The 21,631-nt window shown below is 43.0% G+C and carries 18 protein-coding genes; 7 read left to right on the forward strand and 11 right to left on the reverse strand.

Features of this window, described 5'->3' with window-relative positions; translation table 11 throughout:
• Positions 1–67: 67 nt before the first annotated feature.
• Genes ASV53_RS08585 through ASV53_RS08595 form a run of 3 tightly spaced genes read right to left on the reverse strand, consistent with a single transcriptional unit; the run spans position 68 to position 3,491 of the window.
• Positions 68–1,324, reverse strand: a complete 1,257-nt coding sequence (locus ASV53_RS08585; RefSeq protein ID WP_189337849.1) for an ABC transporter substrate-binding protein — start codon at positions 1,322–1,324, stop codon at positions 68–70.
• The gene (locus ASV53_RS08590) at positions 1,321–2,760 is read right to left on the reverse strand and encodes an ATP-binding protein (RefSeq protein ID WP_094956797.1); all 1,440 of its coding nucleotides are present in this window, start codon (positions 2,758–2,760) and stop codon (positions 1,321–1,323) included. The genes ASV53_RS08585 and ASV53_RS08590 overlap by 4 nt, the downstream gene beginning before the upstream one ends.
• A gap of 26 nt (positions 2,761–2,786) precedes the next feature.
• The gene (locus ASV53_RS08595) at positions 2,787–3,491 is read right to left on the reverse strand and encodes a response regulator (protein ID WP_094956798.1); all 705 of its coding nucleotides are present in this window, start codon (positions 3,489–3,491) and stop codon (positions 2,787–2,789) included.
• Between the two features lie 180 nt (positions 3,492–3,671).
• Between ASV53_RS08595 and ptsG the strand changes: the two genes are divergently transcribed.
• Positions 3,672–5,111 carry a glucose-specific PTS transporter subunit IIBC gene (gene ptsG / locus ASV53_RS08600; protein ID WP_094956799.1) on the forward strand — a complete coding sequence of 480 codons (1,440 nt, stop codon included), beginning with the start codon at positions 3,672–3,674 and terminating at the stop codon, positions 5,109–5,111.
• Between the two features lie 115 nt (positions 5,112–5,226).
• Here ptsG and ASV53_RS08605 read toward each other — a convergent pair whose 3' ends face one another.
• Positions 5,227–5,886 carry a DUF2987 domain-containing protein gene (locus tag ASV53_RS08605; protein WP_062690657.1) on the reverse strand — a complete coding sequence of 220 codons (660 nt, stop codon included), beginning with the start codon at positions 5,884–5,886 and terminating at the stop codon, positions 5,227–5,229.
• Positions 5,887–6,135: 249 nt separating this feature from the next.
• Positions 6,136–6,954, reverse strand: coding sequence for a hypothetical protein (locus ASV53_RS08610; protein ID WP_062690656.1), 819 nt, complete (start codon positions 6,952–6,954; stop codon positions 6,136–6,138).
• Between the two features lie 370 nt (positions 6,955–7,324).
• Here ASV53_RS08610 and potA point away from each other — a divergent pair, with 370 nt between their 5' ends.
• The 6 genes from potA to recQ all read left to right on the forward strand — a co-directional run bounded on the left by potA (position 7,325) and on the right by recQ (position 14,659).
• Entirely contained in the window at positions 7,325–8,443 is a 1,119-nt protein-coding gene (potA, locus tag ASV53_RS08615; RefSeq protein WP_094956800.1) for a spermidine/putrescine ABC transporter ATP-binding protein PotA, read from the forward strand.
• The gene (gene potB / locus ASV53_RS08620) at positions 8,427–9,284 is read left to right on the forward strand and encodes a spermidine/putrescine ABC transporter permease PotB (protein ID WP_062690654.1); all 858 of its coding nucleotides are present in this window, start codon (positions 8,427–8,429) and stop codon (positions 9,282–9,284) included. Before potA ends, potB begins: the two co-directional genes overlap by 17 nt.
• Positions 9,284–10,054 (forward strand): spermidine/putrescine ABC transporter permease PotC, encoded by a 771-nt coding sequence (gene potC / locus ASV53_RS08625; RefSeq protein ID WP_094956801.1) that lies wholly within the window; start codon positions 9,284–9,286, stop codon positions 10,052–10,054. Before potB ends, potC begins: the two co-directional genes overlap by 1 nt.
• A 127-nt stretch (positions 10,055–10,181) precedes the next feature.
• Positions 10,182–11,213, forward strand: coding sequence for an extracellular solute-binding protein (locus ASV53_RS08630; protein ID WP_062690653.1), 1,032 nt, complete (start codon positions 10,182–10,184; stop codon positions 11,211–11,213).
• A gap of 229 nt (positions 11,214–11,442) precedes the next feature.
• Complete coding sequence (locus ASV53_RS08635) at positions 11,443–12,486, forward strand: extracellular solute-binding protein (RefSeq protein WP_062690652.1); 1,044 nt, start codon at positions 11,443–11,445, stop codon at positions 12,484–12,486.
• 367 nt (positions 12,487–12,853) lie between these two features.
• Positions 12,854–14,659: a DNA helicase RecQ gene (gene recQ / locus ASV53_RS08640; RefSeq protein WP_094956802.1), complete on the forward strand. Its 1,806-nt coding sequence runs from the start codon at positions 12,854–12,856 to the stop codon at positions 14,657–14,659.
• A gap of 26 nt (positions 14,660–14,685) precedes the next feature.
• Here the strand turns inward: recQ and cobB are convergent, their stop codons facing one another.
• From cobB to ASV53_RS08670, 6 genes are all read right to left on the reverse strand, one after another.
• Positions 14,686–15,399 (reverse strand): Sir2 family NAD+-dependent deacetylase, encoded by a 714-nt coding sequence (gene cobB, locus ASV53_RS08645; RefSeq protein WP_094956803.1) that lies wholly within the window; start codon positions 15,397–15,399, stop codon positions 14,686–14,688.
• 261 nt (positions 15,400–15,660) lie between these two features.
• Complete coding sequence (locus tag ASV53_RS08650) at positions 15,661–16,389, reverse strand: hypothetical protein (protein WP_094956804.1); 729 nt, start codon at positions 16,387–16,389, stop codon at positions 15,661–15,663.
• A 10-nt stretch (positions 16,390–16,399) separates the two neighbouring features.
• Positions 16,400–16,669, reverse strand: a complete 270-nt coding sequence (locus ASV53_RS08655; RefSeq protein WP_094956805.1) for a hypothetical protein — start codon at positions 16,667–16,669, stop codon at positions 16,400–16,402.
• Between the two features lie 241 nt (positions 16,670–16,910).
• Positions 16,911–17,987, reverse strand: coding sequence for a formate dehydrogenase subunit gamma (locus ASV53_RS08660; protein ID WP_062690648.1), 1,077 nt, complete (start codon positions 17,985–17,987; stop codon positions 16,911–16,913).
• 144 nt (positions 17,988–18,131) lie between these two features.
• On the reverse strand, positions 18,132–18,758 hold the full coding sequence (gene fdh3B / locus ASV53_RS08665) for a formate dehydrogenase FDH3 subunit beta (RefSeq protein WP_048898409.1): 627 nt from the start codon (positions 18,756–18,758) through the stop codon (positions 18,132–18,134).
• Positions 18,759–18,769: 11 nt separating this feature from the next.
• Entirely contained in the window at positions 18,770–21,625 is a 2,856-nt protein-coding gene (locus ASV53_RS08670) for a formate dehydrogenase subunit alpha (protein WP_094956806.1), read from the reverse strand.
• Between the last annotated feature and the right edge of the window lie 6 nt (positions 21,626–21,631).

Consider the following 21,631-nt stretch of genomic DNA (forward strand, 5'->3'; position numbering starts at 1 on the left):
TGTTACACCATATTTGCGCGCATTAAAATTCACATAAATATGCACCTTTTTAATATTTAGTCCGATATTAGAACGCTATTCCGGTTTTACTGACATTTTGAAGATGTAAAATTACATCATCAGAAGTGACTGTCGGATCGTTAAAAAATCGGAATAACTCATTAAGAGCCGCTTTTTGAATGAGTGGACTCACCGCCATCGAATCAACAATACTCGGCATAACATTACCCGTCTGGATCGCTTGCTGAAGATCTTGTTGTGACTTGACTGCACATTGGTTATAGCCTGTTAACTCGATGTCTTTTCGTGTGGGAATTGAGCCTTTTTTAAGATTAAAGTCATGTAGAAACTGCTTGCTTGATAATATACCCGCAACCTTCAACGCTTCAGTTTCAGAAAGCTGCGCACTATTAAAGAAGGCAAAGCTGTCAATGTTATAAAGAAAGCTCGCAGTCTTGGATGGCGTTGGATAACAAGAAATAGAATCAGGGAACTCCCCTGTTGTTGACATTAACTCACCGGCTACCCAATCACCTGAAATCTGGAACACGCTGTCACCGCGTAGCAATGACTGCGATGCTTGATCCCAGCGTTGCTCTATTAGCTTATCTCCAATAATATTGCTGATCTGACGAAACTTGCTAAGTGCCTCATAGGTTGATGGGCTACTTAGCGCGTCAGCATCGAGTTCAATAAACGCTTTTTGATAAAACGCCTGTCCACCGATACTAAAGGCTATGTTTTCAAATAACTGCCCTACCTGCCAAGGTTCGTTCCCTATGGCTAGTGGCATGACTCCTTTTTGTTTCAGTGCGTTAAATACCGTAATCAATTGTTCCCATGTTTGTGGCACTGTTTGTTGATATTCAGCGAGCTTATTGTGGTTAACCCACATCCAGTTTAAACGGTGAACGGTGACAGGTATCGCGTAATAGTCACCGTTGTATTGCTGAATAGAGCGAACAAATGGATATAAAGTCTCTTCCCACTGCTGATCTTTAGCCAGTGAAGTCAGCGGATGTAAAAAACCTAAGGTTGCCCATGCTTTGATCGCAGGGCCTTCTATCTGTGCTAACTCAGGTGGATTGCCAGCAATAGCACGGGCTTGGAGAATTGATTTTGCTGGCGTACCTCCACCTCCACGTACTGGCACATCTACAACTTTAATCTGGTGCTTTGCTAACTCGGTTTTCACCAAATTTGCCGATTGCACTTCCCCTGTAGATGTCCACCAATGTAAAAAATGCAGCTCTTGTTGGCCTTGTGCAGATGCAGCTAATAATGAACTAGAACACAAGCCTGCGAGTAATATCAGCTTCTTCATATTTTTCTCGGTAATGCTATTTGCACTTCTAAGCCACATTCATGGTGATTACGAATACGTAAATCACCGCCCTGTGAACGCGCAATACTTCTTGAAATTGTTAGTCCTAACCCCGACCCTGCCTGATCTTTACGACCAGCACGATAGTATGGCTCAAATGCTTTTTCTATTTGCTGCTGCGTTAAGCCATCACCATAATCACGAATAACAATCAGCACACTTTCTGGTGTTGATTCTGTATCAATATCAACGACTACGTGATCACCGTAACGCACCCCATTATCTATAATGTTTGTAATGCAGCGTTTAAGCGTAACTGGCTTAACAAGGTAATGAACTGATGACTGTGCTTGTATCTCCACTTGTACAATTTCGTGGTTATAGTCTTCAGCGCAGTCAAGCAACAACTGCTTAAGATCGACCTCTATTGGCATCTCGTGTGTATCAGTGTCTTTCATGCAACGTAATGCGCCATGTAACATGGTGTCCATTTCATTGAGTAACTTTTCGAAACGCAGTTTGGCATTCTCATCATCAAGCATTTCTGTTCTGAATTTCAAACACGCGAGTGGTGTTTTTAAATCATGTGAAATCGCACTGAATAACATGTCGCGATCGGCCATGTACGCTTGAATTCGACGGTTCATTTTATTAAAAGCATGAATTGCAGCTTGCGTTTCATTACTACCTTCTTCTTTTAGCTCGGTAATGTGAAATGTTGACCCCATTAAGGTTGCTGATTTTGCGAGAGCTTTTATTGGTCGAAACTCTCGTTGTAGCAGCAATGTGGTACAAATCATCAGCAATACTGTCGTGATTGCTAAGAAAAGCAACTGGCGATGGTCAATGAACTGGGTTGTTAGTGCAGAAAAAGAAAGGGGGATCACTGACGCGATATAAAACCACTCTCCTTTTGCCATTTCGATTTGAACAACAACGATGGGTAAATCCAGCTCACTTAATGACAATCCATACTTACTCCAAATAACAGGCAGCTCAGTGAGCTTTACGCCACTATTAAATAATTTGATGTCTTCTCGTCGAGTGATCGATACCTGAATGTTAGAATGATGCGGTAACGTTTCTTTTAAGGCTACTTCAGTGAAATCACTGAGCCAAGGTGCAAACGTTAATGAGTCTAAGTTTTCAATATCTAGCAAGGTGTTATTGATGGAAATAAAGAATCGAGTCCCACCGGCTTCTCTGAGTTGATTTAGAATTAAGTGTCGATAATTAATGGGTAAAGATTGAAAGTAAGAAAAAGTATCAGTAATAGAGCTTGATAAACTGGTTAACGTATCCTTCGCGGTTTCTTCTTTATCTAATTTGCTGGCATAGAACCAAATAGCCCCTGCAACTAATTCTGCTACCGTAATAATAACCAGCAATGCGACACTAAATCGAAAGGTAATCGACTTAAAATAAGATGATTTCATTTTAAATTGTCTTATTTTCAATCAAATTAAACATCCTGAATATCGTCAACGGCAAACATATAACCTTTGTTACGTATGCTGACAATAATCGAACGTTCAATATCGTGAAGGTGTTTACGAAGGCGGCTCATTTGCACATCGATACCGCGCTCAAAAGGATCGGCATCTCGCCCCCACAAACACTGGGCAATATCATCACGGCTCAATAACTTATTGGGGTTTTGTAACATCATCAGCAATAAAGAGTAATCGGAGCCTGATAATTTGATGCTATCGCCAGCGATATGATTAAGCTGACGTTTTACTGTGTCAAAAGACCAATCAAGAAAGCGTATTTTACGATTAAGGGGAATATCAGAGGTAAATTGAGTACGGCGTAGCAAAGCTTTAATTCTAGCTAGTAGCTCGCGAGGACTGAATGTTTTGGTTATGTAGTCATCTGCGCCAATCTCTAGCCCTGCAATCCGATCGATTTCATCTGTTACTGCGGTCAGCATAATTATAGGCACATGAGACGTTAGCCTAATTTTACCACATAGAGTGAGGCCATCATCCCCTGGCAACATAATATCTAAAATGATGAGGTTCATTTCATGTTGATTTAACTGTTTCCACATTTCATCACCGTCCTCAGCGACAAATACACAGAAACCAGCACGAGTAAGATATTCGCTTAAAGCATCTCTAATTTCTTCATTGTCATCGACAACTAATATTGATTTGCTTTCCATTTACTTTCACGACCTCTCACTTTTATATAGAAACATTATATCGACTGCACTTATTGATAGCGAGATATACGCAGCACTGATTTGTAAGCGTTCTATTACAAACCGATAATGATATTTAACCTTCGCTCGAAAATATTTCGTTAATGTAGGTGCTGAATTAAACATATAAGGAATGTACCTATGTTCAGCGCTATTTTTGGTCTGTTACAACGGATTGGTCGGTCACTGATGTTACCTGTGGCCGTATTACCTATTGCGGGTTTATTGCTTGGTATAGGCTCTGCAAATTTCACTTGGTTGCCTGATTTAGTGTCAGAAATTATGGCCATGTCTGGTGATGCTGTATTCAGTAATTTGGCGCTAATTTTCGCGATTGGTGTAGCATTAGGATTAAGCGATAATGACGGTGTCGCCGCTTTGGCCGCAACCGTTGGTTTTGCTATATTGACGGCGACCATGGGCGTCATGGCGAAGCTTCACGGTATCGAAACTGCAATGGTCATTGGTATTCCAACCATTAACACAGGAGTATTTGGCGGTATCGCGATTGGGGCAATCGCATCTGTTATGTATAAACGTTTCTACAATATTCGGTTACCTGAATACTTAGGTTTCTTTGCGGGAAAACGTTTCGTACCGATAGTAACCGGGCTCAGCGCTATTGGCCTTGGTATTGTCATGAGCTACGTGTGGCCCCCAGTTGGTAATTTAATTAACGCATTTTCGCATTGGGCAGCCTACCAAAGCCCGACTCTTGCGTTTGGTATCTATGGCTTTGTTGAACGTTCTCTTATCCCATTTGGTCTTCACCACATTTGGAACGTCCCTTTCTTCTTTGAAGTTGGTGAATATGTAAACCCAGAAACTGGCGCCGTGATAAAAGGTGAAATCCAGCGCTACTTAGCAGGCGACCCAACAGCAGGAAACCTAGCGGGTGGCTATATGTATTCAATGTGGGCACTACCCGCTATTGGTTTGGCTATTTACAAATCAGCACGCAAAGAAAAACGTGCCTTGGTCGGTGGCATCATGGCATCCGCAGCACTGACTTCTTGGCTAACAGGTATCACAGAGCCTATGGAGTTCTCATTCCTGTTTGTTGCACCAGTTCTCTACGTGATCCATTGTATTTTCACAGGGTTAGGTTTCGCCCTTGTCAGTGCACTTGATATTCATCACAGCGTCACGTTTGCACATGGTGCTATCGACTTCCTACTCTATCTTCCACTGTCTAAAAATGCATGGCTATTTATTGTGATTGGGCCACTATGGGCCTTAATGTACTACACCGTTTTTAGCATCTTAATAAGAAAACTGAACCTAATGACGCCCGGGCGTGAAAGTGATAACACAGATATCAGCCAAGTTGCTAAAATAGGTACTGAACTGGCGGAGCAGTTAATTGAATCGTTAGGCGGCAAGGCAAACATCAAAAATGTCGATGCTTGCATTACGCGTTTACGCGTCACACTACATGACATTAAAAAAGCGGATATTGCTAATATTAAAAAGCTGGGGGCGCGTGAAGTATTAGTGATTGGTGATAACTTACAAGCCATCTTTGGTACGCAATCAGATAATATCAAAACAGAAATAAATGAGGTTTTACTAGCAAGCTAACACCGTTAATTAGCTAAACAGATAATATGCGCAGGAAAAACACTTAGAACTACGCATAGATTACAGTTAGCTAAAAACTAAAAGGGCTTTCAATGAAAGCCCTTTGTGTATGCGCTTATTGTGCAGGAAGCCAAGGCGTGATTTTTGTAGGAACAGTAGGTAACGTTAGCTGTTCATTATCTTGTAGTTGACTCAGTTGAAGGACTAACTTGTTATCTTTGATGGTATAGGCATTGTCTTTATTGGTCACAATGCGTTTATTGGTAACATCAGCAAAGTGAACAACAACCCCTTCCACACTTGGCATGAACCAAGACGAGAACATGCCACCGAGATCCGACATCATGTTATTCATTTGTGGTACTAACTTTGCTATATCATCTTTACCAATAGTTTGATCAAACTGAGTATTGGCAATGACTTGCATCGACATATCGCATGTAATGCCATCATCAATCACAAACGTCACATCAGGATTTGCCTGACGAAGGTTTTTATCTACAGGAACAACAAGTTCATTACTGGCTGGGATCACCAATTCTTCATAGTGTTCTTCTTTTTGCATCCAGCCTTTTTTAACGTCACAGACATTGCCTGTCGCTTGATTGACCAAGTACAAAGCGATACGAACGTCGTCGTGACCTTCTTTGATATTTTGTTTAAGCTTGCCGTGTAATGCACTGTAGCGTAATTCTATATTTTGCGCAGTTGCGGCTTGAGAAATGAATAGCGTTGATGCGCACATGCCCGCTAATAGCCAATGGCTTACCTTCATCCTTTTACTTGGCTCCATAATATAATTCAGCTCACACAATACCACTCTTACAACGGGTTACTGCGTTTTCCACATAAAAGCGTGATTAGTACCGTGTTATATCCCTTGGATTCAGAGACTAAGCCCGCTGTTATCGTGCGTAACAGCTCTCAATAACATATACAATCAGCCTCTGCCCAAGACAGACAACACTAGATATAAAAAAAGCCTCATTAATATAATGAGGCTTCTAATTTATTTGGGGTGTCTTTAAGCGTTAAACACATCACCTTTCGTACTTGGTGGCGTGGATTCGTCATCGTTGGCGTCATCTTTTTTCGCCACTGATGTTACTTGCAAAGTGATACCAAACAAGTTGCGATAAATAATCCCTTTCACATTAAAGAAGAAAGGAATCGTCCATAATAAGCCAAGGCCAGCTGTCGCGAATGAAATCATAAACATGATCATCACAACAAGGTAAATCGCAGTAATTGGCATTAACTTACGAACCGTGGCCATCAGTGAATATTGAATGGCTTTTAGCGGCGTTGTTCGTTTTTCACATACCAAGATAATCGCCATGCCAAATGCCATCGACATGAATAAACCAATCAACGGGAAAAGCGTACTACCAATGCCTTGAATCGACGATGTAAGCAACATTGTAATGATCGAAACCAGCGCGAATGGAAACCCCTTCACTAAATGACTAGGCTTAGATGGCAAACCAACCGCATGGTTAAGTGCCATTAAACTCACCCCTACATATAAGGGAGCACTTAGAACATCGGCCCAAAAGTTTGACATATAACCAGCTTGAATGATCTCTGCTGTCATTTCTTGTCCATTCGTAAATGTATCAAAGAAAACGGCAGGACTACCAAGCTGCACTTGTAGGCCCAGCATTAGCAGAGCAATTTGTGCTAAAAACAATCCGATGATTGCGGGTAAAAACGTCAAAAAGTGACGCGCTGTTATTTTCCATGCTTCTTGGAGCACGCTCACTGCTTGTAAATCAGCCTCCCCTTTTAAGGCTTTGTCTATCGAGCCACCAAGGTGGAAGTTTTTCTTTAATTTATCACTCATAACAGATCACATCTTTCATCAGGGAGCATTATTGTACGCACCCAAAGCGCCTAAAGCACCCAAAGGCCATAAAAAGTTGATTAACTACGTTTGTATTGTTCGATTATTCACCGATAATAACAAGGTTGACGGTTTATGTAACCTGTATTCATTTGTTGTACAAACTGAGTGATAGATAGTGATAATTAGCCATCTTGAAGGTGTAAATATCTGTTACTTATCAGTCACTTTTAAATGGAAACATTTTTCTCATAAATTAACGAAAAAAACGCTTTAAATTGCTGGACTAGGGGTCTATCATGCGCACCCTGAATTTTAGCCTAAATATTAGGGACTTCCCCATAAGTTCCAAGGTGGAGATAACGTAAAATTGAACGCTGCACACACTTCAAAGAAACCCGTGATTCAACTAAAGAATCTATGTAAGAGTTTCGACGGCAAACAAATCATCGCGGACTTAGACCTGAACGTAAACGATGGTGAATTCCTTACCATTCTTGGCCCTTCAGGCTGTGGTAAAACCACGGTACTTCGTTTAATTGCTGGATTTGAGAATGCTGACAATGGTCAGATCATTCTTGCTGATAGTGATGTAACCGCGCTTCCAGCCGAACAACGCCATGTAAATACAGTATTCCAAAGTTATGCGCTTTTCCCACACATGACAGTGTTTGAAAATGTTGCGTTCGGTTTACGTATGCAAAAAGTGGCCGAGAGCGAGATAGAACCAAGAGTGATGGAAGCATTACGTATGGTTCAACTCGACAAGTTTGCACCGCGTAAGCCTCATCAGCTTTCTGGTGGACAACAACAGCGTGTTGCTATCGCCCGTGCAGTCGTGAATAAACCTAAAGTACTTTTGCTTGATGAATCTTTATCAGCACTTGATTACAAACTGCGTAAGCAGATGCAAATTGAATTAAAACAACTTCAACGTAAGTTGGGCATCACATTCATTTTTGTTACCCATGATCAAGAAGAAGCTCTATCAATGTCGGACCGTATTATCGTTATGCGTGATGGTCACATTGAACAAGATGGTTCACCACGTGAAATTTACGAAGAACCGAAAAACTTATTTGTTGCCCGCTTTATTGGTGAAATCAACGTTTTCGATGCCACTGTAATTGAACGTCTTGATGAAAAACGCATTCGAGCAAACGTTGAAGGCCGTGATTCACTCGTTCATTGTGAACTTGATGTTCAATCAGGCGACAAAGTAAAAGTACTGCTTCGCCCTGAAGATATTCGTATCGAAGAGCTGAACAACGGTGACAAAGCCAACGGCATTATTGGTTATGTACGTGAGCGTACTTATAAAGGTATGACACTTGATTCTGTGCTTGAACTTGAATCTGGTAAGTCAGTTATGGTTAGCGAATTCTTCAACGAAGATGATCCTGATGTAGATCACTCACTGGATCAGAAAGTCGCTATTACCTGGGTTGAAAGCTGGGAAGTGGTGTTGGCTGATGAACAAGAAGCTTAATCTCCAAAATATCATCATTACAGTCATCGTTTCATGGCTGTTATTGTTTGTTTTCATCCCGAACTTGATGATTATCGGCACCAGTTTTCTGACTCGTGACGAAGCAAACCTGATCGAGATGACGTTCACGCTGGATAACTATATCCGCTTGTTCGATCCACTTTACGCAAAAGTAATGTGGCATTCGTTCTACATGGCAATCATTGCAACACTGCTGTGCTTGCTTATTGGTTACCCGTTTGCTTATGTGATCGCGAAGATGCCTGAAAAATGGCGTCCATTCATGTTGTTTTTGGTGATTGTACCGTTTTGGACAAACTCGCTAATTCGTACTTACGGTTTGAAGATCATGCTGGGTACCCGTGGTGTATTTAACAACACCCTACTCTACCTCGATATTATTGATAAACCACTGCGTATTATGTACACCGAGTATGCCGTAATGGTTGGCCTAGTATACATTCTGCTGCCTTTCATGGTGTTACCGCTTTACTCTGCGATAGAGAAGCTAGACAACACTTATATTGAAGCAGCACGCGACTTAGGCGCGAGTAAGCTACAAACGTTCATTAGAGTGATTATTCCACTAACCATGCCGGGTGTGATTGCAGGTTGTTTACTTGTCTTACTACCAGCATTAGGCATGTTCTATGTGTCTGACTTGCTTGGTGGCGCGAAAAACTTACTGATTGGTAATGTTATCAAAAGTCAGGTTCTTAACGCACGTGACTGGCCGTTTGGCTCAGCCACAAGTATTGCATTAACTACTGCCATGGCAATTATGCTTTATGCCTACTACCGTGCAGGCAAACTGCTGAACCGTAAAGTGGAGCTGGAATAATGGGACGTTCTGTTAAATTCAGTTTTATGACCTTGGTATACGCATTTTTGTATATGCCAATCATCATCCTGATTGTTAACTCATTTAATGCCAGCAAATTTGGTATGAAATGGGGGGGCTTTACCACTAAATGGTATGAGCAACTAGTCACTAATGACAGCCTAATGCAGGCAGCTTGGCACTCAATCAACATCGCGGTGTTCTCAGCAACAGCCGCAGCATTAATTGGTAGCTTAACGGCAGTCGCTCTTTATCGTTACCAGTTCCGTGGCAAAAAGTTTGTTAACGGCATGCTGTTTATCGTAATGATGTCACCAGACATAGTCATGGCAATCTCATTACTTGCGCTATTTTTGCTGTTAGGTGCAGAACTAGGGTTCCTAACCTTGTTACTAGCCCATATTACATTCTGTCTACCCTTCGTTGTGGTAACAGTATATAGCCGCTTAAATGGTTTTGATGTGAAGATGCTAGAAGCAGCACGTGATTTAGGTGCAAGCGAATGGGTAATTTTGAGCAAAATTATTCTACCGCTAGCAAAACCAGCAATCGCTGGTGGTTGGTTACTGAGCTTCACCCTATCACTTGATGACGTTATTGTGAGTTCATTTGTGACAGGGCCAACTTACGAAATTTTACCATTGAAGATTTACTCTATGGTTAAAGTAGGTATTTCACCTGAAGTTAACGCACTAGCAACCGTGATGTTAATTGTTTCTCTTATACTCGTAGTCTGTTCGCAGCTACTGGCAAGAGAGAAAGTAAAGTAATTCGTCTATTCTAAGACAACAGTTTTAAATTTGGCATTCGCCAAGAAAATGCAAGTGGCTTCATAATTCGTTATGAGCCACTTGTTTTTTATTAACACCTCATTGAGGTTTTGGAGTTGATACAAACATGAAAAAATTGTCCGCTTTTCTAGCCGGCACTGCGTGTGCTGCTGCTTTGTTCTCTAACACGGCAACAGCTGCAGATAAGGAACTTGTCTTTATGAACTGGGGGCCGTACATTTCTACTGAGCTCCGCGAGCAGTTCACAAAAGAAACAGGCATTAAAGTGATTTATTCGACTTACGAGTCGAATGAGACAATGTACGCTAAATTACGTGCCCACCCACAAGGTTACGATTTAGTTGTACCATCAACTTACTTCGTTGCAAAAATGCGCGACGAAGGCATGCTACAAAAGATCGATAAATCGAAGTTATCTAACTTCCAAGAACTCGATAAAAACTATTTAGATAAACCTTTTGATCCAAACAACGACTACTCTATTCCGCACGTTATCGCGATGACTGGTTTAGCGGTAAACACAGATATGTACGATCCAGAAGATTTTGATAGCTGGGCAGATCTGTGGAATCCAGAACTAAAAGGTCAACTAATGCTGATGGATGATACGCGTGAAGTATTCCACATCGCATTACGTAAACTGGGGTACTCAGGTAACACCACTGACCCGAAACAAATCGATGAAGCGAAAAAAGAGCTAGAAAAACTAATGCCAAACGTATTGGTTTTCAACTCGGATAATCCAGCAGCACCTTACCTTGCTGGTGAAGTTGGTTTGGGTATGCTTTGGAACGGTTCTGCAGCAGCAGCACAAAAAGAAGGTTTACCAATTAAGTTAATCTGGCCAAAAGAAGGCGGTATCTTCTGGGTTGATAGCCTAGCAATTGCGAAAAACGCGAAAAACGTTGAAGCAGCGCATAAGATGATCGACTTCCTACTACGTCCAGATGTAGCAGCTAAAATCTCAGAAGAAACGGGTTACTTAACCGCAGTAGAGAAATCTAACGCGAAATACAAGAACGACCCTACTCTATTCCCACCTCAAGCAGATCTTGACCGTGGTGAGTGGCAGGATTCTGTTGGCGATATGAACATTCGCTACGAAAACTACTTCTTAGAGCTTAAAGCGGGTCAATAAGCCGCCTTAGCGCTCCAGCAACAAAAGGCTTCCAAATATGGAAGCCTTTTTTGTATCTATTACATTTATATCATACTGTTTTATGTGATAAATCACCTTTTTATCATTACCCTCTGCTATAATCTGCCCGCTTTTCCCTTATCACGTTATTACGTATTTTATCTACACTAAGGAGAGACGGTTTCGCCGTCCGAGAACACCTAAAACTATATAAGTTGGAGTTATATCAATGAAAAAATGGTCTTCCCTCGTCGCAGGTGGCGTATGTGCTATGGCTATGATGGCAAACACTGCTGTTGCTGCTGACGAAGAGCTTTACTTCTATAATTGGTCTGAATACATTCCAAGTGAAGTACTTGAGCAATTCACCAAAGAAACTGGTATCAAAGTTATTTATTCGACTTATGAGTCGAATGAAACTATGTATGCCAAATTAAAAACTCATGGTGAAGGCTATGACCTAGTCGTTCCTTCAACTTATTACGTATCTAAGATGCGTGAAGAAGGCATGCTACAAAAAATCGATCGCAGTAAACTGCCTCACTTTAAAGACTTAGATCCTAACTTCCTGAACAAACCTTTCGATCCAAGTAACGACTACTCTATTCCCTACATTTGGGGTGCGACCGGTATCGGTGTGAACTCTGAAATGATGGATAAAGCTGAAATAAAAGGTTGGGCTGATTTCTGGGATTCTAAGTGGGAAGGCCAGCTAATGATGATGGATGACGCACGTGAGTTTTTCCACATCGCGCTACGCAAGCTTGGTTACTCTGCCAACACACAAGATCCAGCAGAAATTAAAGCGGCTTACGAAGAATTGAAAAAGCTAATGCCAAACGTATTAGTTTTCAACTCTGACTACCCTGCTAACCCTTACATGGCGGGTGAAACATCGTTAGGTATGCTTTGGAACGGTTCTGCTTACATGGCACGCCAAGAAGGCGCTGAGATTGACATTGTATGGCCAAAAGAAGGCGCAATCTTCTGGATGGATAGCCTAGCAATTCCAGAAAAAGCGAAACATACAGAAGCGGCTCATAAGATGATCGACTTCTTACTTCGCCCAGAGAATGCCGCAAAAGTAGCGCTTGAGATTGGCTACCCGACACCCGTTGCGACAGCGAAAGGCAAGCTTCCAGCAGACTTTGTTAATGACCCAAGCATCTACCCACCTCAAGAAGTGATGGACGCTGGTGAGTGGCAAAACAGCGTTGGTTCAGCAAATACGCTTTACGAAGAATACTACCAAAAGCTAAAAGCAGGTCAGTAATTTAACGTATTGTTGAATATATAAAAAACAGCCGAATAGCTTGTTTTTTTGCACAGAGGTCCCTCATTTCTAATGAGGGACTTTTTTAAATTACCACCATTAGCGATTCAAACAAGAACCTGATACTAATACTGGTTAAATAGCATCTGACTTAGCCAAATCCATTGTAAAGTCACCTATCGCTTTATTCGTAATTACACATATCATCTGAAGATATTGCTATTACGGGCTTTAACAGCACTCTGGCGATATTCACCAATACCTCGAACAACACATATAATCCGATTCTATTTTACTTACAGGCCATGATTTCAAGTTCAACCCACTGTAAAGTAAGATAACCACTTCGCGATAGAGAATAATCATAATGCAGCGTCCAACCCCGATAGAGGTTCTAAAATCAGTCTTTGGTTACGATAGTTTCCGTCATCAACAACAAACCATTATCGAGACCTTGGTTGAGGGTGGTGATGTACTGACCTTGATGCCAACAGGCGGAGGAAAATCACTCTGTTATCAGATCCCTGCGATTGTTCGTCCTGGGGTTGGCGTAGTGGTTTCACCTTTGATTGCCTTGATGAAAGATCAGGTAGATGCGCTGCACCAAGTTGGCGTTGCTGCGGCATACTTGAATTCTACGTTGACCAGTTATGAGCAACGTGAAATTGAAGACTTAATCAGACGTGAAGAGATACAACTCTTGTATATTGCACCAGAACGTTTGATGATGGAGTCTACCCTATCCTTGTTGTCTCAGTGCCAAATTTCACTATTTGCCATCGATGAAGCACACTGTGTAAGCCAATGGGGACACGATTTTAGGCCTGAGTATCAGCAGCTTTCTGTCTTGCATCAACGTTTCCCGAATGTACCGAGAATCGCCCTAACCGCCACGGCCGATCAGCGTACCAAACAAGAAATTATCAGTCAGTTAGGCTTGGATACAGCGCAAGTCTTTGTGCACAGCTTTGATCGACCGAACATCCGCTATCACGTAAATGAACCCACTAATGCCAAAAATGATTTGTGGTCGTTCATCTCCGCACATCACGCCAACGACGCTGGTGTGGTGTATTGTTTGTCGCGAAAAAAAGTGGAAGAAACTGCACAGTGGTTAGTGAGTAAAGGACGAGTCGCTCTCGCATATCACGCAGGTATGCCAGTTGAATTACGTAATGAACACCAACAACGTTTCTTGCGAGAACAAGGCATTATTATCGTTGCGACAGTGGCCTTTGGTATGGGAATAGACAAACCTGACGTACGGTTTGTTGCTCATCTTAGCCTGCCTAAAAGCATGGAATCCTACTATCAAGAAACAGGGCGTGCAGGTCGAGATGGCGATCCCGCTAACGCATGGATGGCTTACGGCATGCAAGATATGGTTATGCAGCGCCAAATGGTAGAAAACTCTGAAGGAAACGACGCCTACAAGCAGGTACAGATTCAAAAGCTCAATGCATTGTTAGGTTATTGTGAGCTAGTCACTTGTCGCCGTCAGACCATTCTGGCGTATTTTGATGAGGCCTTATCTACACCTTGTGGGAACTGCGATAACTGCCTAACACCTCCTAAAACATGGGATGGAACGCAAGCTGCACGAAAAGCACTTTCGACGGTTTATCGTTGCGACCAACGTTTTGGTGTGACGTATCTCGTCAATGTATTACTGGGTAAAAGTGATGAGCGGATGGTTCGATTTGGTCATGATAAAGTCTCCACATTTGGTATCGGTACGGAGCTTAATGCCAATCAATGGAAGGGGGTTTTCCGCCAATTGATAGCTGGCAATTTTTTACGCGTAGAAGGAGACTACAACAGTTTGAAATTGACACCACAGTGCCGCCCTATTCTCAAAGGAGAACAGAACGTAGAACTGCGCGAGCTACGTAATAGCAAGCCAAAGAGAGAGTCGAAATCGAGCCAAACTATCGACCTCTCTGCCGCGGATACCGCGCAGTTTGAAGCACTTAAAGACGTTCGCTCAAGCCTAGCAAGAGCGCAAAATGTTCCTGCTTATATTATTTGCCATGACGCCAGCTTAAAAGCCATCGCAAAAAATCGCCCACAGACACTAGAGCAGCTGAGTCAAATCTCTGGCTTTGGTGAAAGTAAAATCAGTAAATATGGTGAGCAGTTACTGGCAATAGTAAACTCAAATTCGCTTAGCTAACATTCTGATAAAAAGCGTGGTGCCATTCAATCTTCAAGAAGCTCAGCCACAAATTTAGGCACTAACTCAGAAGCAGGCCCATAGCGTTTTTCAGCAAACTCGCTTTCAACATCGCTTGGCTCTAGGTTTAATTCAACTGTGTGTGCTCCATGCATTGCCGCTTCGTGAACAAAGCCTGCGGCAGGATAAACAGCCCCAGAGGTACCAATCGAGATGAACAAATCAGCTTCGAGTAGTGCCTCGTGGATAGCGCCCATACCAATTGGCATCTCACCAAACCAAACCACATTTGGACGCATAGGCGCAGGGATTTGGCAACAGTGGCAGTGATCATCCAAAGTGATGTTCCCTGTCCATTCGATAGACTGCCCTGTTTGGCTGCACTGCGCTTTTAATAACTCGCCATGCATATGTATAATATTTTTACTGCCCGCAGCTTCATGCAAGTTATCAATGTTCTGGGTAACAATTGTCACCTTACCATCTAGCTTAGCCTCGAGTTCCGCCAATGCGAGATGAGCCGCATTTGGCTCAACGGTGCCACTTTCTAACTGCTGACGTCGTAAGTTATAAAAGTTCTGCACTGTTACAGGGTCACGAAGGTACCCTTCTGGCGTGGCGACATCTTCAATGCGATGATTTTCCCATAGGCCATCTTGGTCACGGAACGTTCGGATACCACTTTCAGCTGAAATTCCAGCACCTGTTAGTACAACGATATTTTGATAGGGAAAAAGCATATAGATATCCTTACTCAGCCATGTATTACTTAGTTATACCACTCTTTCAGTGGGGTTATAACCAATTCGTATTAGACAATAGTCTAACAAATCAGGGCGTTGTGATATATCGCGGTAAATAGATTAAATTAAGACGAACAATATAAAGTTATAGTGCATTAGGGTTTAATGGCTACAAAAGCAAAGAGTGATCTACCACCAAATGCACGACCATGACATCAAAGTGATAAATCACTAAATTCAAGCAATCAGGACAAAGTATTACTCGAAAGAAACCAGTTTGTATGGATTGGCTTTATCACCGTATTCCACCATACCCACCCCTTTACAGTAAGTCCTGTATTCATGTGCATCCTTCCATGGCACATCAAGCTCAGCGAACACACAGTCTTTCAGAGTATTCCCCTCACCATATTGGTAATCATATTTAGCAAGAGGAACTAAGTTATAAAGCTCTATTTCATGACTGATTGTTCCAGCTACATCATCAACACACGAGCTATTTAAAATTTCTGAAGAAAACTTATCAAAGCGGCTGATAGTCGAGCCAACCGTCGTTGGATTAAAGCCAGATGATGCTTCAATATTCATTCTGACCATTTTTACACAAACTTCAGTGGTCGTTGTAACCTCAACCTCACCATTCGCTTGTAATACCCTTTCAGCTCCCCAAACAACATTACCTGACGGCTGAGTTATTGTGGTACTTACTTCGCGTCCATCTTCATAGCTGATAACACTTGTTTCAACTACCCCATTTAGGGTTCTTTGATAGGTTAATTTTGCGTTAGGTGCAGGTTCATACTCAGCCATATCAACCAAAAGTGGATCCACTGCTGGTGCAGGTTGAACCAAGTTCCCTTTACTATCAATAACAGTTTTACCATTCACTTTGATATCACCATGAACATCAAGTGACGCTGCTGTTGCACCTGCTGAAAGTGAGGTTGTAATGGCAAGAGCTAAAAATGACAACATAGACCTTTTCATTTAAAAATCCTTATTTAATGATGAGATTGCCTTTAACGGTTAAATCTTTATCGATGGCTAATGTATTGTTATTGATTGGTAGAGTTACCGTGACTGTTTGATCTGCACCGATAACGCCTTGGGTGAGTATTTCTTGGTTAAACTCTTCCACTGAGGAAATCGAGATTTCACCAGCTGTAGGGTTTGGTGGTGTGTCATCGCCATCGTTATCCGATGAGCCATTACAAGCCGCTAGAAATACAGTCAACGTACATATCGAAAGTGTTCTGAAGTTTTTCAATTGCGCCTCCTGACTTATAAATCAATTGGCATTTTAATCCTGGTCACATTTGTAAAGTCCATAGGTAACAGCTATTTGCGAGTCAAATCTCTATTTTACCGTACGCAAATGACCACGATCTCATTTGCATTTTGATACTTTTATCTATGAGTCATTAGCACCCCAAAACAGTACTACTTTTCTATAGGCATAAAAAAACGCCGCGATATGAATCGCGGCGTTTTCTATTTATAACAGCAGTTTACGATGTTTTTGAACTTGGCTTGCCTTTCGCTTCCGCTTCGGCTTTTTCATCATAACCCGGTTGGTTTTCAGGAAGATCTTTTACTTCCTCATACCAAAGGTCATGGTGTTCTTTGGCCCAAGTTTCATCAACTTCACCTGTGATCATGCCATCAAGTGCCGCTTCCATACCGAATAGACCGATATAAATGTGGAACACGAAACCACAGATCAAGATAAGCGCAGAGAACATGTGAACAAGGTTCGACAGCTCCATATCACGGCGTGTTTGGTCAAAGATTGGGAAATCCAGAACAAAACCACTGATAGCCGCAACAATACCAAAGCAAATAAGCAGCCAGTAAATCGCCTTTTCACCACCGTTCGAGAAACCCGCTGATGGGTGCGTACCTTTATGCTTACCAACCATGCCGCCCATTTTCATGAACCAGCGTACATCAACCATGTTGAAGATACTTTTACGCCACCACTTCACAAGCACTGCAACTAACAATAGGAAGAAAATAGGCCCCATGTAGTTGTGGTATTGCTTAGCTGCATAAATAATCCAGCCCCATAGCTCAGACGGTAAAATGGGCTTCAAGAAGTGTTTACCATAAACCAAGGTTAAGCCACTGAACGCAAGCGTAAGGAAAGTGAATGCCATACTCCAGTGCAGTGCACGGTCAATACGGCTCCAACGTTTAATCTTACGTCCTGTTTTAGGCTTACTCAGTTTTAGCGGGCCAACAACAACATAGGCAAGTGTTACCATTGCTAGGCTACCAAAAATAGCCAATGCACCCAGTGGAGACATCCACTTTTCTTTTAACACGTACCATGTTTGTCCGGGCACACTGATCAAGACACCATGCTCTGGTGATTTTGATGTGGTGTAACCTTCTTGACCATCCTTGACCATGCGCCAATAATCAGCACCAGCGAAACCTACCGCTTCTTTTTGAACCGAAGACTCGCCCAAGCGCTCATTATCCGTACTTGTATTCGCTCCTTCGCTGGCAAACGCTGACAAGGTAAACATCAGCATGAATGCGGTTGCTAGCAAAGTGAACCAATGTTGGATTCGCTTAGTCATTAAAACTCCTGACTGTTTCGATAACAGTTGAAAGCGCGCGTTTTTATTCGTTTCTATCAGAGATATTGCCCTGCTATAAAAACGCGCTCAGTTTGTTACTGATTCATGGGCACACTATTACTATTTTGTGTACCCAATAAACCATTATGCTTTACGAGCTTTGCCCGCATCGTATGCTAGATCGTCAACATTCACGTTGCTTGCCCAACCAGCTTCTTTTGCACCACGCGCAACAACGCGCTCGCGGTAAACATCAGAAATCTTAGCTGCGTCACCTGCAAGTAATGCTTTAGTTGAACAAAGCGAAGCACACATAGGTAGCTTGCCTTCAGCAATACGGTTTGCACCGTACTTTTGACGTTCCTCTTCAGAACCAGGCTCAACACCAGGGCCACCCGCACAGAAGGTACATTTGTCCATTTTGCCACGCTCAGCAAACGCATCCTGTTTAGGGAATTGTGGCGCACCAAACGGACAAGCAAATAGACAGTAGCCACAACCGATACAAAGATCTTTGTCGTGACGTACGATGCCATCTTCTGTTTGCTCGAAACAATCAGCAGGACAAACCGCCATACAAGGCGCATCGCTACAGTGCATACATGCTACTGAGATTGATGTTTCACCCACCTCTCCATCGTTAAGCGTTACAACGCGACGACGTTGAATGCCCCACTCTAGTGCATCATCATTTTCGTTTTTACATGCAGTAACACAGCCGTTGCACTCAATACAACGCTTAGAGTCACAAAGAAATTTCATACGTGCCATTTGATGACTCCTTACGCTTTAGAGATCTTACATAGAGTTACTTTTGTTTCCTGCATTTGAGTGACAGGATCGTAACCGTATGTGGTTGCAATGTTTGCAGATTCGCCCGAAACATACGGTACGGTACCTGCTGGGTAGTTGCCGCGTAAGTCTTCACCTTCGAACTTACCGCCGAAGTGGAACGGCAAGAATGCTAAACCAGGTTTAACACGACGAGTAACCATCGCTTTAACGTGGATACGGCCTTTCTCTGCACCTTCAACCCAAACCATCTCACCATCACGGAAACCAAGGTCGTTAGCATCTTTCGGGTTCACCTCAACAAACATCTCTTGTTGAAGCTCTGCAAGCCATGGGTTTGAACGCGTTTCGTCACCACCACCTTCGTATTCAACCAAACGACCAGAGGTCAGAATAATTGGGTACTCTTTCGAGACATCGTTGTCCTGAATCGACTTATAAAGCGTTGGCAGACGGAACATTGCTTCGCTGTCATCCCATGTTGGGTAATCAGCAACAAGATCACGACGCGGTGTATATAGTGGTTCACGGTGAAGTGGCACTGCATCTGGGAATGTCCAAACAACAGCACGCGCTTTTGCGTTACCGTAAGGGATACAACCATGCTTGATCGCTACGCGTTGAATACCACCAGAAACATCAGTTTTCCAGTTTTTGCCTTCAGCTGCCGCTTTCTCGTCAGCGGTTAATTCATCCCACCAACCAAGTTGCTTTAGAAGCTTAGCGCTAAACTCAGGGAAGCCACCTTCAAGTTCACAGCCTAAAGAGTAGCTATCATCAGCAAGTAGACTTTCACCGTTACGCTCAACACCAAAGCGTGCACGGAAGTTACCGCCACCCTGTGCAACTGTTTTAGATGTATCGTAAAGAATGTGAGTACCTGGGTGTTTCATCTCAGGCGTACCCCAACAAGGCCAAGGTAGACCGTATGTTTCGCCGTCAGCTACGCCACCTTCACCTTCAAGCGTTGTTTTATGGAAGGTATGCCAGTTTTTCTGGTGTGCTTTCAAACGCTCAGGGCTTTGGCCTGTGTAACCAATTGTCCACATACCTTTGTTGTATTCACGGGTAATGTCTTCAATTACAGGTTGGTTATTTTCAACTTTAATGTGCTTGAACAGTTGATCAGATAGACCCAATTTCTGAGAAAGTAGGTACATGATCTCGTGGTCAGGTTTAGATTCAAATAATGGATCGATAACCTGATCACGCCACTGGATAGAACGGTTTGTTGCCGTTACTGAACCTGTAGTTTCAAACTGTGTCGTAGCTGGAAGTAAGTAAACGTCATCTGTACGGCCGTTCATTACAGCAGCAACACCAGGGTACGGATCGACGATAACCATCATATCCAGTTTACCCATTGCAGTGCGCATTTCTGGACCACGTGTTTGTGAGTTCACTGCGTGACCCCAGTAGAACATGGCACGGATGTTATCGTTCTGCTCGATGTTATCTTTGTTTTCAAGTACACCATCGATCCAACGCGATACAGGAATACCTGCGCTGTTCATTGGTTTCTTGCCACGGTAATCCGCTTGGTCGAAACGACCTTTTAGCCACTCGTAGTCAACATCCCAAACGCCAGCCCAGTGTTTCCACGCACCTTCAGACAGGCCGTAGTAACCAGGAAGGTTGTCAGAAAGCACGCCAAAGTCAGTTGCACCTTGTACGTTATCGTGACCACGGAAAATGTTTGCACCGCCGCCTGCTTTACCCATGTTGCCTAAAGCAAGTTCAAGGATACAGTAAGCACGAGTGTTGTTATTACCTGTAGTATGTTGCGTACCACCCATACACCAAACAACACAACCCGGACGATTTTCAGACAGTGTTTTCGCAGTGCGGTAAACTTCAGCTTCAGGCACGCCAGTTACGCGCTCAACTTCAGCAGGTGTCCATTTCGCCACTTCTTGGCGAACATCATCCATGCCGTAAACACGTTGGCGGATAAATTCTTTATCTTCCCAACCGTTTTTGAAGATGTGGAATAGCACACCCCAAATGAAGGCGACGTCTGAACCTGGACGTAGTGACACGTATTCATCTGCTTTAGCAGCAGTACGAGTACGACGTGGATCGGCTACGACGATCTTACAGCTGTTCTTCTCTTTCGCGATCAGAATATGCTGCATCGCAACTGGGTGAGCTTCTGCTGCGTTTGAACCAATGAACAGGATCGACTTACAGTTGTGCATGTCGTTCAGTGAGTTGGTCATCGCACCATAGCCCCAAGTGTTAGCTACACCTGCAACTGTGGTTGAGTGACAGATACGCGCCTGGTGGTCGACGTTGTTAGTACCCCATAGCGAAACCATTTTACGGAACAAGTATGCTTGTTCATTGTTGTGTTTCGCAGAGCCTAGCCAGTAAACAGAATCTGGGCCTGACTCTTCACGGATTTTCAGTACTTTTTTACTTACTTCGTCTAGTGCTTGTTCCCAGCTAAGTTTGGTCCACTTACCGTTAACCAACTTCATTGGGTATTTTAAGCGACGTTCACCATGGCCATGCTCACGCAGTGCAGCACCTTTCGCACAGTGTCCACCGGCATTAAAAGGATGGTCAAAAGCGGGTTCTTGGCCAGTCCAGACACCTTCTTGTACTTCAGCGTAAACACCACAGCCCACAGAACAGTGTGAACAAATAGTACGTTTAATTTCAGCAGGCGCAGAGCGATCAACTTCTTTCGCTTCTGCTTTTTTCATCATGCCTGGAGCAAACATGCTTGCACCCGCAACACCACCAGCCGCAGCTAGCGAAGTGTTACGAAGGAAAGTACGACGAGATACACCTAATTGGTTTTCGTCCTTGCTCACATTATCGGAACGTTTTGTCAGTTTCATTTATAG

Source organism: Photobacterium sanguinicancri, from assembly GCF_002265265.1.
Classification (GTDB): domain Bacteria; phylum Pseudomonadota; class Gammaproteobacteria; order Enterobacterales; family Vibrionaceae; genus Photobacterium; species Photobacterium sanguinicancri.